Source organism: Desmonostoc vinosum (genome assembly GCF_059505385.1).
In genome coordinates, this window is sequence record NZ_JCACKM010000057.1 from 25733 (window position 1) to 41604 (window position 15872).

Sequence of the window (15872 nt, forward strand, 5' to 3'; positions counted from 1 at the left end):
CCCAAATTCTTAAGGAGAATAATCATGGCTTACAAAATCACTAGCCAATGTATTTAGGGAGTAGGGAGTAGGGAGTAGGGAAGAGAAGAGATTATTCCTCACCTATTACCTCTTTCCTAAATCCACTCCCCACTCACCACTCCCCACTCACCACTCCCCAAATTCTTAAGGAGAATAATCATGGCTTACAAAATCACTAGCCAATGTATTTCCTGCAATCTCTGTCTCTCTGTATGTCCTACTGGTGCAGTTAAATTAGTTGATGGCCAACACTGGATTGACCCGGAACTTTGCACAAACTGCGTTGGTAGTATTCATACTGTGCCCCAATGTAAAGCTGGTTGTCCTACTTGCGACGGTTGCGTCAAGCAGACTGGCGATTACTGGGAAGATTGGTTTGCTAATTACAACCGCGTACTAGCAAAGTTAACAAATAAACAAGATTACTGGGAAAATTGGTTTAAATGTTATTCCCAGAAATATTCTGAACAGTTGCAAAAACGTCAACACCAAGCAACGGGAGCATAATGAAGCCTGAAGACAGCACTCAGCACTACTAAGATATTGGCAAATTAAATTAAAAACAATGCAAAAGAACTGCATCTATCTCGATAACAATGCCACAACTAAACTAGACCCAGAAGTTTTAGAGGCGATGTTGCCTTATCTGAGGGACTACTACGGCAATCCCTCCAGTATGCACACCTTTGGCGGACAACTTGGCAAAGCAGTAAAGACAGCCAGAGAACAACTAGCAGCCCTTTTGGGTGCCGATGAATCAGAAATTATTTACACCAGTTGTGGTACTGAAGGCGATAACGCTGCAATTCGCGCCGCACTGTTAGCGCAACCAGAAAAGCGACATATCATCACCACGCAAGTTGAACATCCAGCAGTACTGAATGTCTGCAAACAATTAGAAACCCAAGGTTACAGTGTTACCTACCTTTCAGTAAATCATCAAGGGCAATTAGATCTAGATGAACTAGAAGCCTCACTGACGGGTAACACCGCCTTGGTGACAATTATGTATGCTAACAACGAAACCGGTACAATTTTCCCAATTGAACAGATTGGGTTAAGAGTTAAGGAACGTGGCGCTCTCTTCCATGTGGATGCGGTGCAAGCAGTGGGTAAAATACCCTTAAATATGAAGACCAGCACCATAGATATGTTAACTATGTCTGGTCACAAGATTCACGCACCCAAGGGAATTGGCGCTTTATATGTGCGACGCGGGGTAAGATTCCGTCCCCTGCTGATTGGTGGACACCAAGAACGGGGACGCCGAGCGGGAACAGAGAATGTTCCGGGAATTGTCGCTTTAGGCAAAGCCGCTGAGCTAGAACTGTTACACTTAGAAGAAGCAACCAAAAGAGAAAGAAGGCTGCGCGATCGCCTCGAACAAACCTTACTTGCTAAAATTCCCGACTGTGAAGTGAATGGTGATCCAACGCAGAGATTGCCAAACACTACTAATATAGGCTTCAAGTACATTGAAGGTGAAGCCATCTTACTATCCCTAAATAAATTCGGTATCTGTGCCTCATCTGGTTCCGCTTGTACCTCTGGCTCATTGGAACCTTCTCACGTCCTCCGGGCAATGGGTTTACCTTACACCACCTTGCATGGTTCCATTCGCTTTAGTCTCTGTCGCTACACCACAGACGCCGAAATTGATCAAGTAATCGCAGTCATGCCCAATATTGTAGAGCGTTTACGCGCCCTCTCACCCTTCAAAAATGATGATGCGGGTTGGTTGCAAGAGCAAGAACAAGCATTGGTTCATCGTTAATTAAGGAGTAGGTACTGGGTATTGGGGATCGGGTACTGGGTATTGGGAAATTTTTCCCTAGTCCCTAGTCCCTAGTCCCCAGTCCCTAGCCCCACTCAGCACTCACTACTCAGCACTCGGAACTTAATATGTGGGACTACACAGATAAAGTATTAGAACTATTTTACAATCCTCAAAATCAGGGAGCTATTGAAGATCAAGGCGAACCTGGAGTAAAAGTGTCAATGGGTGAAGTCGGTAGCATTGCTTGCGGTGATGCTCTAAGACTGCACCTCAAAGTGGAAGTAGAATCTGATAAGATTCTTGATGCACGCTTTCAAACCTTTGGCTGTACTAGTGCGATCGCTTCTTCTAGTGCGCTGACTGAAATTATCAAGGGTTTAACCTTGGATGATGCGTTAAAAGTTTCCAATAAAGATATTGCCAACTACTTAGGTGGTTTGCCAGAAGCCAAAATGCACTGCTCTGTCATGGGTCAAGAAGCGCTAGAAGCTGCGATTTATAATTATCGCGGTATTCCCCTAGTTGTCCATGACGATGATGATGAAGGAGCGCTAGTTTGTAGCTGCTTTGGCATTAGCGAATCTAAAATCCGCCGCGTGATTACAGAAAATCATCTTACCACTGCGGAAGAGGTAACAAATTATGTCAAAGCTGGCGGTGGATGCGGTTCTTGTTTGGCCAACATTGATGATATTATTAAGAGTGTGCAACAAAAAATCTCTGCACCTGCGCTCAATAATTATGGTGTGAAAGTTGCTACAGATCTTGCTAATTCTAAACAGCAATCGCAACGACAATTAACAACTGTACAAAAAATTGCCCTGATTCAAAAGGTGCTAGACGAAGAAGTTAGACCAGTGTTGATTGCTGACGGGGGAGACGTTGAACTATACGACGTAGAAGGCGTTAGCGAAGCAGGACGGGACGTCCTTCGCGTTCAAGTTATATTACAGGGTGCTTGCGGTTCTTGTTCTAGCAGCACAGCCACCCTTAAGGTTGCGATTGAATCTAGGTTGCGCGATCGCATCAGCAAGGATCTGGTAGTAGAAGCAGTTGAGCCATAGTCTAAACACATACAGGGATGAGTTTACAAGAATCACACTTCAATGCGATTCTTAAGCACTTAAGTGATGCAACGGCTACGGGTGGCGTGTCGCCAGATGACACCAACGCTGCATTGGCTCGTGTCTAAGTAATAGGACTTAAGCATTGATTTATGTCCAGTTTCACTTGTTTGTTGATACACATTATGGCGTATTTGTAAAATGAGTAATTCCTTTGTCCTAATTTAGGACAAAGGCTAAATAAAAATTTAACCACGAATCACTATGAGTCCCATGCCCACCGCTTTTTCTGTAGAGCGATCGCCACCAGCGACGTTCTACACACGCTCACTGCCGTAGCTCAACAGGCGTGAGAACCAACAGACAAACAGACCCACCAACCAACCAATTGCAGGAAAACAATTACCATGACTGACGAAAAAATTAGACAGATAGCTTTCTACGGTAAAGGTGGTATCGGTAAGTCCACCACCTCCCAAAACACCCTGGCAGCTATGGCAGAAATGGGTCAACGCATCATGATCGTAGGTTGCGACCCTAAAGCTGACTCCACCCGTTTGATGCTCCACAGTAAAGCTCAAACCACAGTTCTCCACCTCGCTGCTGAGCGAGGTGCAGTAGAAGATTTAGAACTCCATGAAGTCATGCTCACCGGCTTCCGTGGTGTTAAGTGCGTAGAGTCTGGTGGCCCTGAACCCGGTGTAGGTTGCGCCGGTCGTGGTATTATCACCGCCATCAACTTCTTGGAAGAAAATGGTGCTTACCAAGACCTAGATTTCGTATCCTACGACGTACTTGGTGACGTTGTATGTGGTGGTTTCGCTATGCCTATCCGTGAAGGTAAAGCACAAGAAATCTACATCGTTACCTCTGGTGAGATGATGGCGATGTACGCTGCTAACAACATCGCTCGTGGTATTTTGAAATATGCTCACTCCGGTGGTGTACGCTTGGGTGGTTTGATTTGTAACAGCCGTAAAGTTGACCGGGAAATCGAATTGATCGAAACCTTGGCAGAACGGTTGAACACCCAAATGATTCACTTCGTTCCTCGCGACAACATCGTTCAACACGCTGAATTGCGCCGGATGACCGTTAACGAGTATGCACCTGACAGTACTCAGGGTAACGAATACCGCGCCTTAGCCAAGAAGATCATCAACAACGACAAGCTCACCGTCCCCACCCCAATTGAAATGGACGAGCTAGAAGCACTGTTAGTTGAATTCGGTATTCTTGACGACGATACTAAGCACGCAGAAATTATCGGCAAACCCGCAGAAGCTACCGCTAAGTAAACCATAACCTAGGAAAAGGAAAAAGGACTTGAATTACCCTTTCACCTTCTTCCTTACCTTACTTTCATCCCCCAAGGGGACATATAAGTCCCCAATCCCACAGGGGACGATGGGCAAAATAGCCCTTCCCTATCCCTATCCCCGTTCCTTAGGTGCAAGAGAGATCAAAAATGACTCCTCCAGAAAACAACAACAACATCATTGAAGAAAGAAAAGAACTAATTAAAGAAGTTCTTAGCGCTTATCCCGAAAAAGCAGCCAAAAAACGGGAAAAGCACCTAAACGTATACGAAGAAGGTAAGAGCGATTGCGGCGTTAAGTCTAACATCAAATCTCTTCCTGGTGTGATGACCGCTCGTGGTTGTGCTTATGCAGGTTCCAAAGGTGTGGTTTGGGGCCCTATTAAGGACATGATCCACATCAGTCACGGGCCTGTAGGTTGCGGTTACTGGTCTTGGTCTGGTCGTCGTAACTACTATATCGGTACCACTGGTGTTGATACCTTTGGTACTATGCACTTCACCTCTGACTTCCAAGAAAGAGATATCGTTTTTGGTGGTGACAAAAAACTCACCAAACTCATTCAAGAATTAGAAGTACTGTTCCCCCTCAGCCGTGGTATCTCCATTCAATCTGAATGTCCTATCGGTCTAATTGGGGATGATATTGAAGCAGTTGCCAAAAAAGCAGCCAAAGAAACAGGTAAGCCAGTTGTTCCTGTACGTTGCGAAGGTTTCCGGGGTGTTTCTCAGTCTTTGGGACACCACATTGCTAACGACATGGTGCGTGACTGGGTATTCACCAGAGCAGACAAAGAGAAGAAAGAAGGCAAGTTACAATTTGAGTCTACCCCCTACGACGTAGCAATCATTGGTGACTACAACATCGGTGGTGATGCTTGGGCTAGCCGCATTCTGTTAGAAGAACTGGGCTTGCGCGTAGTTGCTCAGTGGTCTGGTGATGGCACCATCAACGAAATGTTGATGACACCGAACGTGAAGATGAACTTGATTCACTGCTACCGTTCGATGAACTATATTAGCCGTCACATGGAAGAAGCTTATGGCATTCCCTGGTTAGAATATAACTTCTTCGGCCCCACCAAGATTGCTGAGTCTTTACGGGAAATTGCTTCCAAGTTTGACTCCAAGATCCAAGAAAACGCTGAGAAATTGATTGCCAAGTATCAGCCTACCATGGATGCAATCCTTTCTAAGTATCGCCACCGTTTGGAAGGTAAGACCGTGGCTATGATGGTTGGTGGTCTGCGTCCTCGTCACGTCGTCCCCGCTTTCCAAGATTTGGGTATGAAAATGGTTGGTACAGGTTATGAGTTTGCTCATAACGACGACTACAAACGTACCACCCACTACATCGAAAACGGCACCATCGTTTACGATGACGTAACTGCATACGAGTTTGAAGAGTTCGTTAAAGCACTCAAGCCCGATTTGATTGCTTCTGGTGTGAAAGAGAAGTATGTCTTCCAAAAGATGGGTCTTCCTTTCCGTCAAATGCACTCTTGGGATTACTCCGAACCTAGCGATGCCTTCAGGGGGCTACGCCAACGCTCGTATAACTCCAGATAAAACCAGATTTTACAGCAGTGGTAGAAAAAAGAGTCGATTTTTAGCCTAAATGCAAGTTTTAGGGTTATTCACTAACAATTTTTTTTGATGCTTAAGACAGTATAATTCTTATAGAGTCAGGTTTTTAGGATTTACTTGCATTTTGGTTAAATAAAAACTGCTAAATAAAAGACTATTTTAACTGACTATTTTTTAGATTAAATAAGGTCTAAGCATAGCTTTAGGAAGCACAACGCACTGCCAATGAGATTAAGACGGTGCGTTACTTCGTTAACCCACCCTACAAAAATTTTTTCTTTGCTTCCACAATAGTGAGAATTGGCGATCGCAATTATAAAATAAACTGCGATCGCTCTTTTCCTCACGTTAAATCAGGTGTATGGTATTTATTTACCAATCAATCCGCAGACTTCACCGTTTGATTTACTACTGAACGTGGTTTGCGTCGGTCTGACTTGCGGGTTCCACCAGCCATCCCATACTCATCGCTATTTTTGCCATAGTAAGACGCAACACTCAGCAAAATATGCTCAGAATAATTATTCAATGCACGTTCTGCTTCTTCTAATGCATTCTGCGTTTTATCCATCATTGTTCGTGCTTGATTATGGGCGGCTAGCTTCTCTCGTAAATCTTGAATCATAGTGTTGTAACTAGCAATTGAGAACCCATTACCAAAGTCTAGGTCAGGTTTAATCGTTTGTAATCCTTCAATTCGCCGTTCAGCTTTGGTCAGTGCAAGCGAGTTTCGTTTGCGTTGCGCCATATACTTTCCCCTTTTTGGATTAATTTAATATAGAGAACTTTGATAGTGTTTGGTACTGAGTTCTTTATATACTAATAATATACTTAATTAACTGATGCACCAACTACGGTAAAGCTACAGAACTTCTGAAGCATTAGTAGACAGGATAAATATGAGTATATTTACTGTATATATTTTGTTGTTCAAAACTTGATTTAGGAATTCAAAACTTGATTTAGGAATTCAAAACTTGATTTAGGAATTCAAGACTTGATTTAGGAATTCAAGACTTGATTTAGGAGTTCAAGACTTGATTTAGGAGTTCAAAACTTGATTTAGGAGTTCAAGACTTGATTTAGGAGTTCAAAACTTGATTTAGGAATTCAAAACTTGATTTAGGAGTTCAAAACTTGATTTAGGAGTTTGAAATCAGTTGGTTAATGCATTATTGCTTAGAGCAACGCACTACATCGCAGACTGCGGTGTTAATATTTCAAGCTACATTAAGAGGATGTTTGAAAAGCGAATATAATAATTCGCTACTACACAAGCGAAGTCCACCTCTGTGGAAAACACGGAAAATCGAGTTCTTGAAACCCACGGAGGTGGGTTTTGTCTGTATAGTCGCGATTTCTAATCGCCTATTTTAGTATTAATTTAGACTTTTCAAACAACCTCTAAGAAACGTAAAAGTAATAAACGTAGGGTGTGTTATGCCGTAGGCTAAAGACAATAGACTTCTTGCAAAAATACTTGAACCGTCAGAGACTCAAGTCTCTGCCTAATAGCAAAAGTCCGTTGAAACGGACTAAAAATACTGTTATTAGTCGGTTGAAACCGACTTGAGTTATCAGCCAGAAAATTTATTTTCTGGCGAGTATCCGACTTTTGCAAGAGGTCTAATTAGTTTAAGTCTAACTACAAATCAATCTATTAGTTTAATTTTAGTGGTAATTTGATGATAAATTCAGTCCCTTGACCAATAGTAGAATTAACTAAGAGCAAACCATTGTGCTTTTGGCAGACGATTTGATAGGCGATCGCTAATCCTAATCCTGTTCCTTTCCCAACTTCTTTTGTCGTGAATAAGCGGTCAAAAACTCTCTGTTTGATTTCTTCTAACATGCCAATGCCATTATCTTTAATTCGCAACTCTACCATTTGAGGTTTATCAATTAACTGAGTAGAAATAGTAATTTGATAATTTTTCGTATTTTCTAAACTGTGTTTTTGAGTTACTTCTTCTAAAGCATCGATCGCATTAGCTAGGATATTCATAAATACTTGATTGAGTTGACCTACATAGCATTCAATTTGAGGAATCTCGCCGTATTGTTTAATCACTTGAATTACAGATCTACACTCGTTAGCTTTGAGACGATGCTGAAGAATCATCAGCGTGCTGTCGATACCTTCGTGAATGTTAAAAAGAATCGGGCGATCGCTATCGGCACGGGAGAAAGTTCTCAAGCTGTTGCTAATATGACAAATGCGCTTCACGCCTTCTTGCATTGAGGTGAGCAATTTTAGTAAGTCTACTTGCACATATGTCAAATCTATTTCTTCAATTGCTGCTTGTAGAGTTGCACTTGGATGAGGTAGTTCTTGTTGGTAAAGTGTAATCAGGTAGAACAAGTCTTTAATGTATTCTTGTGCGGGTTGCAAATTGCTGGCAATGAAGCCGATGGGATTATTAATTTCGTGGGCTACCCCTGCAACTAAATTTCCTAAAGCCGACATTTTTTCGCTTTGAATCAGTTGGAATTGTGAGTTATGCAGTTGATCGAGGGCGGTTTTTAATTCGGCAGTTCGTTCGGCAATATTTTGTTCTAGGTTTTTAGTTAATTGCCATAGTTGCAGTTGCGTTTTCACCCGTGCTAGCATTTCCTTTTCTTGAAAGGGCTTAGTCACATAGTCCACTGCACCCAAATCAAAACCCTTGACTTTGCTGTCAGTGTCAGATAATGCTGTCATAAAAATTACCGGAATATTTGCTGTTGCGGGATTTGCTTTGAGCTGTTGACAGGTTTCAAAACCGTCGATTCCCGGCATTTGCACATCGAGCAAAATTAAGTCTGGTGGGTGAGTTTGAACTCGTTTGAGAGCGCGATCGCCATCAATGGCTGTGATCACTTCATAGCCTGCATCACCTAAAGTTTCACAGATAACTTCCAAGTTAGCAGGAGTATCATCAACTACTAGGATTTTTGCAGAACTAAACATGACTTTTCTCCTGTGTCAGATGTTGTTTTAATAACTCTTCAATTTCCTCAGCTTTGAATTGTTTGGCTAACTGAAGAATTGGTGTAGCAAAGGCAGTCAAACAAGGATCGGCTTGCACCAGATTTTCTATTTGTTCGCGTAGCCGCTTGAGGTTAGCTTGTTGTGCCAGTACCATTAATTTTTCGAGTTCGGCTGATGGTGGAAAAACTAGTTCGTTTGTTTGAGGTGCGTCTTCAACAATAGTAGTTTCGTATTTCCATTTCAGTTCTAAATGGCATTCTAGTAGACGGAACAATTCACAAGCTTCTACTGGCTTGGTAAGAAAGTCATTACCACCTGCATCTAACGCCATTTGTTGATCGATTTGTGCTACAGATGCCGAAGAAACTAGGATTATTAGGTGCTGCAAATCTTCGGCAAAACGTACTTGTTTGAGCATTTGAAAGCCATCCATGACGGGCATGGCGAGGTCAGTAATTACGAGATCAGGTTGAATTTGACGCATTTTTTCTATGCCATCATGCCCATTTTCTGCTTCAGTAAAGGTGAAACCGAGGGGTTCTAGTAGGTTGACCAAAACAGCGCGGTTTTCCCAACGATCATCTATTACTAAAATGTGGCGCGATCGCCCTTCATAGCCAATAATTTGTTTACCTGTGCTGTTGACAGTTTGTTTTACCCAATCAGTTGCGATCGCTAAATCGAATTCAAAGTAGAAATTACTACCGATATTTGGTTGACTTTTGACTTGGATTTGTCCGCCCATCAGTTGTACAATCTTTTGACTGATAGCTAGTCCTAAACCTGTGCCTTCTGCTTGGCGTTTTTGATCGCCCACTTGTTCAAATGCCTGAAAAATTTTATTGATTTGCTCTGGTTCAATGCCAATTCCGGTATCCACAATTTGAAATTTGAGGCGTCGATAGTTACTATCAAAAGTAGTTTCCTGAACGGTAACTTCCAGGGTGACAGATCCTTTATCAGTAAATTTAATGCCATTTCCCAATAAGTTGATTAAAACCTGACGCAGCCGCTTTTCATCGGTAATAACACCTTCAGGCAACATGGGATCGGGTTGATAAACAAAATCAATACCTTTTTGTTCGGCTCGAATGCGACAGATTTCCACTACCCCTTGCAAAAATGCCGGTAAATGTAGTGCATTGGCAGTCAGTTCTAGTTTTCGGGCTTCAATTTTAGACAAGTCTAGTACGTCGTTAATTAGAGTCAACAAATGCGAACCACATTGATGAATAATGCCAACACCGTGACGTTCTTTTTCAGGTAAAGCTTTGGAACGGCTAAGGATTTGTGCATATCCCAAAATCCCGTTGAGGGGTGTTCGTAGTTCATGACTCATGTTTGCTAAGAATTCACTTTTTGCCTGATTGGCATTGTCAGCAACTTCTTTGGCAATTTTTAGTTCTATGGTACGTTCTTCGACTCGTTGCTCTAGTTTTAGCGCTGCTTTGCGGTTCTCATTGAGAACTGATGTTAGTAAATAGGTAGTGAGGGCAATAACGCACATAAAAGATTGCAGTAACATCAAAGATTCATTCACCGAAGATTTAGCGAATGAACCCAAATTGCGAGATGTACCTAAAACAGCGATCGCAGAAACAATCACAACTAACAGCGTGGACTCTGTTGTTCTAAATCGAAAAGCAGACCAGAGCAACAGTGGAACCATCATATATTCCACAGGATTGTTGCCCCAAAAAGCGGCCTTGCTAATTATCGCCAGCAAAATGACAATGACAGCAAACTCTGTAATTAACTGTGCATTGAATCGTACAGTTTGCCAAGATTGCGTTGCCCATGTCAATATCATAGGTGCAATCAGCAAGCCGCCTGTAACAACACTCAGCGACCAAGTTTGCCAAACTGCACCATAAAGTTTCCAAGGTAGACTGCTAGTTAAACATAAAATTGCTACAGCAAAGCAAGTGTTTACTGCTGCACTAGTTAAAATCACAATGATAAATTTAAAAACATTTAGCGATCGCTCAAGTAAATCGTGCGTTTTAATAAATTGATTGATCAGCCATGCTGTTGCCAGTGGCTCAATGCAATTGACGACAGAGATACTAATAATAGTGGGAAAATCTTTATAAAATAGCAACGAATTTACGAGCAATGCACTCAAGAAAATAGAAGGTATGATGCGATAACCCAATAACAAAACCATTGCCAGAAAAAAACCTGACGAAGGCCAAATCGCTGAGGCTGAATTTTCAAACGATACAGCCTGAGCAAGCGTAGCTAGCGCATAGTGAGCGATCGCCAAAATTGGAGTAATAACAATCAGTTGCCGAGGCTGCGAAAAAGAAGATTTAATTGCTAGTACAATATAGCTGTTTAAATTACGTAATACCATTGAGTTAGAGATCAAGTAGATTTTAGGCTTGCACATCTCTAAAATACCCATAATCTTTTGTGGGTTATCACTGATACCTGTGATTGGAACGAACCACAAAAAAACCAGCGTGTTGCAGAGCGAGTGTGGTCTTGGGGGTTGCCCCGTTGTAGCAACTGCCGCCGATTTGTAGACGCTTTTGCGGCTTCCCGCAGGGTGCAGAGGTTTCCTCCGTACACCTAATACCATTTCACGAAATTATTGATACAAATCACTTTTTTTACTTTCCCTGCTTATTATTGTTGCTCTATACCTTAGGAATAATATCCATCTGACTATTTGCCAATAGAACCTATCCTTAAGATAGTTTTATTTTAGATATTGAAACGTTTAATTTGAATTTAAGGATTATTGATGTAAACAATAATCTAACAAACAAAATAGCGATTAGTTAAAAACAATTCAGTAGGTAAAACTAACTTTTTAAGTTTTGTGATTTCAGACTAATCCTGTCGTTAAAGTACTCCATTGATCCCACATTATTTAGAAACATGTCTAATTTATCAGGAAAACACATTTCTTACTGGATTGATTCGACCCCCACAGCTAATTTTCCACCACTGAGCAATAATTTATCTGTAGATGTTGCAATTGTCGGTGCAGGGATTGCGGGAATCACTGCTGCAACATTACTTAAACGAGCTGGTAAAACCGTTGCGGTAATTGAATCGCAACAGATATCTAATGGTGTTAGCGGTCATACTACAGCCAAAGTTACCTCACTTCACCAATTGATTTATGCAGAGTTGATTAAAAATCATGGTGAAGAAAAAGCACGCACATATGCAAAGTCAAACCAAGCAGCACTAGAATTTATTGCTAAAACTGTTACCGAAGAACAAATTGACTGTGACTTTAGTCGCCAAAGTTCCTATACTTTTGCAGAAACCCCAAATAATCTTAAAGATATTGAAAAAGAGGTAGAAGCAGCACTAAAACTAGGACTACCCGCCACATTTGTTCTTGAAACTTCCCTACCTTTCCCAATTGCTGGTGCTGTTAAGTTTGACAACCAAGCACAATTTCATTCTCGCAAATATCTGTTACACCTAATTAAGCAGATTCCTGGTGATGGAAGTTACGTATTTGAAAAGACAAGAGTAGTGAAAGTAGAGGAAAATGAGCTTTGCCAAGTCATTACCAACGAGGGAGTTATCCAAGCGAAAGATGTCATAGTTACAACCAATATCCCCATTACTGATGAGGGATTATTCTTTGCTAAAACTTACCCTAAACGTTCTTATATCATTGGTGCGCGGATTGCAGAGCGTCAAGCACCTGTGGGGATGTACATAGGCACAGGAGAAAAATATTACTCTATTCGTACTACTCCTGACAAGGATGGTTTATTGCTACTGATTGGTGGCGGCGGTCATCAAGTGGGAACTGTGGAAAATACTGAAGAAAAATATCTAGATTTAGAAAATTACGCTCGTTCTCGCTTTGATGTTGAATCCATTGACTATCGTTGGTCTACCCAGGATTTTGTATCTTTTGATAAGCTACCCTATGTAGGAAAATTAACTCCTTTAAGCAAGCATACCTTTATAGCAACTGGGTTTAGTCTTTGGGGGATGACTCAAGGAACCCTATCAGGAATGATACTTGCAGACAAAATTTTAGATATTGAAAATCCTGCAGCTGATTTATACGATGCAACTCGCGCCACTCCTTTTATCAGTCCACAAGGTATAAAGCAAAACTTGGAAGTTGGTAGTCACTGGGTAGGCGATCGCTTTAAGGGATTGAATCAATCTCTGTCAGATGTGGCAGTAGGTGAAGGAAAACTAGTGACTGTCGATGGTGACAAGGTAGCCGCTTATCGAGATGAAACGGGAAAAATACACGCTGTTTCTGCGGTTTGTCCTCACTTGGGTTGCGTTGTTGCTTGGAACAGTGGCGAAAAAAGTTGGGATTGTCCCTGTCATGGTTCGCGTTTCAGTTGCAATGGAGAAGTTTTACACGGGCCGACAGTGAAAGATTTAAAGAAGTGCTAGAAGTTATACCAAATCTGTTTAACGTTAAAAAATTACTCCGTGTGGGAATTATAACAAGGACAAAACTTAAACCAAGTTTTAAGATTATAAATGTTCCCAACACAAGTTTGGTTAAAATTCCGTTTTTGGTGCGATCGCACTTTATTAATTGGGTTTCTCATTCTGCTACCCGTTCACTTTGCTTTGGCTAAGTTAGCAACAGTATTTACGTTCCCAGATAGCTTGACAGCGATTTGGCCTTCATCTGGCGTGTTTTTGACAACGCTGTTATTGTTTGGGCGGCGATTTTGGATTATCTTGCTACTTTGTGATTTTATTACTAATCGAGTGTATTTTTTCGATACACCTGCTGCTTTTGTAGTTGCATTACTTAATACAATTGATCCGGTAATTATTACTGCCTTAGTGGTTCGATTTATTCCGTTAATTTATCCATTTAATCGTACCCAAGATACAATTAAATTTATTGCTTTTCTTCTCCTCTTTACACCTTTTACTGCCCTAGTTGGCATCACAACTCAGTGTGTAATCGGTTTTTCAACTTGGGACAACTTTTGGCTACTTTGGTTGGGGTGGTATATCAGTACAGTTGTGAGTATGTTAATTATTGCTCCAGCATTATTAACGTTGTTTCAGCACTTTTGTATCGGTAGGCAATTCCGACGAACATCAACCACCGAATTTATTCTAGTTACAGTACTGTTAATAAGTATTGGGTGTACAGCTTTTTGGAGCGATAACCCATTAGAGTATGTGATGATTCTGCCGTTGCTGTGGGCTGCTTTTCGCTTAGAACAGTGGCAAACCACGCTTTTAATTATTGTTATGGCCATCATTGCCATTTTTGGCACATCTAGAGGATTTGGTTCATTTGCCAAAGACTCAGTTGGTACTTCCTTACTTTTACTACAATCTTTTATGAGTGCGTTGACCGTTGCAACATTGATTTTATCGGCGGCTATGCAAGAAAATCGTAACTCGGCCAGCAAATTAGAGCAAGCTAACAATGAGTTAGAACATCGCGTTGAACAGCGAACTGTTGAACTTCAGCAGACTTTAAAAGAACTCCAAACTATGCAGGCACAACTAATTCAAAAAGAAAAAATGTCAAGCTTAGGGCAGTTGGTTGCAGGTGTAGCGCACGAAATTAATAATCCAGTCAGTTTCATTCATGGCAACCTTGTTTATGTGCAAGAATATACTCAAAATTTGTTAGGGTTTGTCAAGTTACATCAGCAGCATGATTGGCATCATACCCCTGAAATTGTCACAGCAGTTAAAGAGTTTGATTTGGAGTTTTTGCAAGAAGACTTACCAAAAATGTTGTCTTCCATGAAAACAGGGACTGAACGCATTCGTCAAATTGTGTTGTCGCTACGCAATTTCTCTCGTATAGACGAAGCGGAATTTAAAGCTGTTGATATTCATGCAGGTATCGACAGTACCCTGATGATTCTGCAACATCGCCTCAAAGCCACATCAGAACGACCAGAAATAGAAGTAAGCAAAAATTATGGTATTCTGCCTTTAGTAGAGTGTTACGCTGGACAGCTAAACCAAGTGTTCATGAATATTCTGGTGAACGCCATTGATGCATTAGAAGAGCGCAACGCTATTAAAGATCATCCCAATCAAATTACAATTCGTACAAATGTTGTTAATGCAACGTGGGTAGAAATTGCGATCGCCGATAATGGAATTGGTATTCCCGAAAATCTTCAGCAACGCATATTCGACCCTTTCTTTACTACTAAACCGATTGGCAAAGGAACTGGGATGGGGATGTCTATCAGTTATCAAATTGTCACAGAAAATCATCAAGGTCAACTAAAGTGTTACTCAATTCCTCACGAAGGAACTGAGTTTATTATTCAGATTCCTCTCCAACAAAAAGGTCACAGCTTTTAGATATAAACGCTGCCTGACGCTTGACAATACACGCTACAGGAGGAGAACGTCCAAACTCTTCTTTGATGGTGCGTTATTGCACACATCAATCTGTATCCTCTACTGTATCTGTGCAAGAGATCGCCTCATAATCAAATCTGTGACAAAATAGTTTTGTTGTCCTACAGTCAAATTGGGTACGACCTATGGTTTCTACCATCAAGCGCAGCTACAGTTTGGATGAATATCGCGCGATTGAAGAAAAAGCAGAAGGACGCAGCGAATATCGAGACGGAGAAATTGTACCCATGCCTGGAGGAACGCTCAAACACAGCCGCATCAGTGGCAATATTTTTGCCTTTCTCAAGTTTTTGCTACGCGATGCTCAATTCGAGCCAATTAACAGCGATTTACGGCTGTGGATTCCCGAATACAAACGTGGAGTATATCCAGACGTGATGGTTTTTGACGGCGAACCGCAACTCAACGCTGAACGCTCAGATGAAGTTTTGAATCCCACGCTGATTGTCGAAGTCCTATCTCCTTCCACCGCAGATTACGACCGACTCAGTAAATTTCGCATGTATCGCTCAATTTCGAGTTTTAGAGAATATTTATTAGTGGAGCAGGATGAACTTTTTGTAGAACGCTATAGTAAGCAAGCTCAAGGTTGGTTGCTCAGTGAGTTTAACGGTTTAGAAAGCTCTATTTCCTTTGATTCACTTAGTATTAAATTGCCGATGGCGGAAATTTATCGCGGCGTTGTTTTTGAGTAAATGAATTGAACCTCCTGCCTTCTTCAATAGACCTCTTGCAAAAGTCGGATACTCGCCAGAAAATTTATTTTCTGGCTGA

12 protein-coding genes are annotated in these 15872 nt (G+C 41.5%); 8 read left to right on the forward strand and 4 right to left on the reverse strand.

Annotation, left to right across the window (positions count from 1 at the left end; all coding sequences use genetic code 11):
• Positions 1-180: 180 nt before the first annotated feature.
• From AC5JMF_RS10210 to nifD, 5 genes are all read left to right on the forward strand, one after another.
• Positions 181-528 carry a 4Fe-4S binding protein gene (locus AC5JMF_RS10210; RefSeq protein WP_495795592.1) on the forward strand — a complete coding sequence of 116 codons (348 nt, stop codon included), beginning with the start codon at positions 181-183 and terminating at the stop codon, positions 526-528.
• 58 nt (positions 529-586) lie between these two features.
• Positions 587-1795, forward strand: a complete 1209-nt coding sequence (nifS, locus tag AC5JMF_RS10215; protein WP_495795593.1) for a cysteine desulfurase NifS — start codon at positions 587-589, stop codon at positions 1793-1795.
• Between the two features lie 128 nt (positions 1796-1923).
• Positions 1924-2862, forward strand: coding sequence for a Fe-S cluster assembly protein NifU (nifU, locus tag AC5JMF_RS10220; RefSeq protein WP_495795594.1), 939 nt, complete (start codon positions 1924-1926; stop codon positions 2860-2862).
• Between the two features lie 407 nt (positions 2863-3269).
• Positions 3270-4160, forward strand: a complete 891-nt coding sequence (gene nifH, locus AC5JMF_RS10225) for a nitrogenase iron protein (RefSeq protein WP_495795595.1) — start codon at positions 3270-3272, stop codon at positions 4158-4160.
• 170 nt (positions 4161-4330) lie between these two features.
• Positions 4331-5749 carry a nitrogenase molybdenum-iron protein alpha chain gene (gene nifD, locus AC5JMF_RS10230; RefSeq protein WP_495795596.1) on the forward strand — a complete coding sequence of 473 codons (1419 nt, stop codon included), beginning with the start codon at positions 4331-4333 and terminating at the stop codon, positions 5747-5749.
• Between the two features lie 397 nt (positions 5750-6146).
• Here the strand turns inward: nifD and AC5JMF_RS10235 are convergent, their stop codons facing one another.
• The 4 genes from AC5JMF_RS10235 to AC5JMF_RS10250 form a co-directional block, all read right to left on the reverse strand.
• Positions 6147-6515: a hypothetical protein gene (locus tag AC5JMF_RS10235; RefSeq protein ID WP_495795597.1), complete on the reverse strand. Its 369-nt coding sequence runs from the start codon at positions 6513-6515 to the stop codon at positions 6147-6149.
• 702 nt (positions 6516-7217) lie between these two features.
• The gene (locus tag AC5JMF_RS10240) at positions 7218-7388 is read right to left on the reverse strand and encodes a hypothetical protein (RefSeq protein WP_495795598.1); all 171 of its coding nucleotides are present in this window, start codon (positions 7386-7388) and stop codon (positions 7218-7220) included.
• 39 nt (positions 7389-7427) lie between these two features.
• Positions 7428-8717 carry a hybrid sensor histidine kinase/response regulator gene (locus AC5JMF_RS10245; RefSeq protein ID WP_495795599.1) on the reverse strand — a complete coding sequence of 430 codons (1290 nt, stop codon included), beginning with the start codon at positions 8715-8717 and terminating at the stop codon, positions 7428-7430.
• Positions 8710-11322 (reverse strand): MASE1 domain-containing protein, encoded by a 2613-nt coding sequence (locus AC5JMF_RS10250; protein ID WP_495795600.1) that lies wholly within the window; start codon positions 11320-11322, stop codon positions 8710-8712. The genes AC5JMF_RS10245 and AC5JMF_RS10250 overlap by 8 nt, the downstream gene beginning before the upstream one ends.
• A gap of 302 nt (positions 11323-11624) precedes the next feature.
• Between AC5JMF_RS10250 and AC5JMF_RS10255 the strand changes: the two genes are divergently transcribed.
• From AC5JMF_RS10255 to AC5JMF_RS10265, 3 genes are all read left to right on the forward strand, one after another.
• Positions 11625-13130 (forward strand): FAD-dependent oxidoreductase, encoded by a 1506-nt coding sequence (locus AC5JMF_RS10255; RefSeq protein ID WP_495795601.1) that lies wholly within the window; start codon positions 11625-11627, stop codon positions 13128-13130.
• 90 nt (positions 13131-13220) lie between these two features.
• The gene (locus AC5JMF_RS10260; protein ID WP_495795602.1) at positions 13221-15038 is read left to right on the forward strand and encodes an MASE1 domain-containing protein; all 1818 of its coding nucleotides are present in this window, start codon (positions 13221-13223) and stop codon (positions 15036-15038) included.
• A 185-nt stretch (positions 15039-15223) separates the two neighbouring features.
• Complete coding sequence (locus tag AC5JMF_RS10265; RefSeq protein ID WP_495795603.1) at positions 15224-15793, forward strand: Uma2 family endonuclease; 570 nt, start codon at positions 15224-15226, stop codon at positions 15791-15793.
• Positions 15794-15872 lie beyond the last annotated feature (79 nt).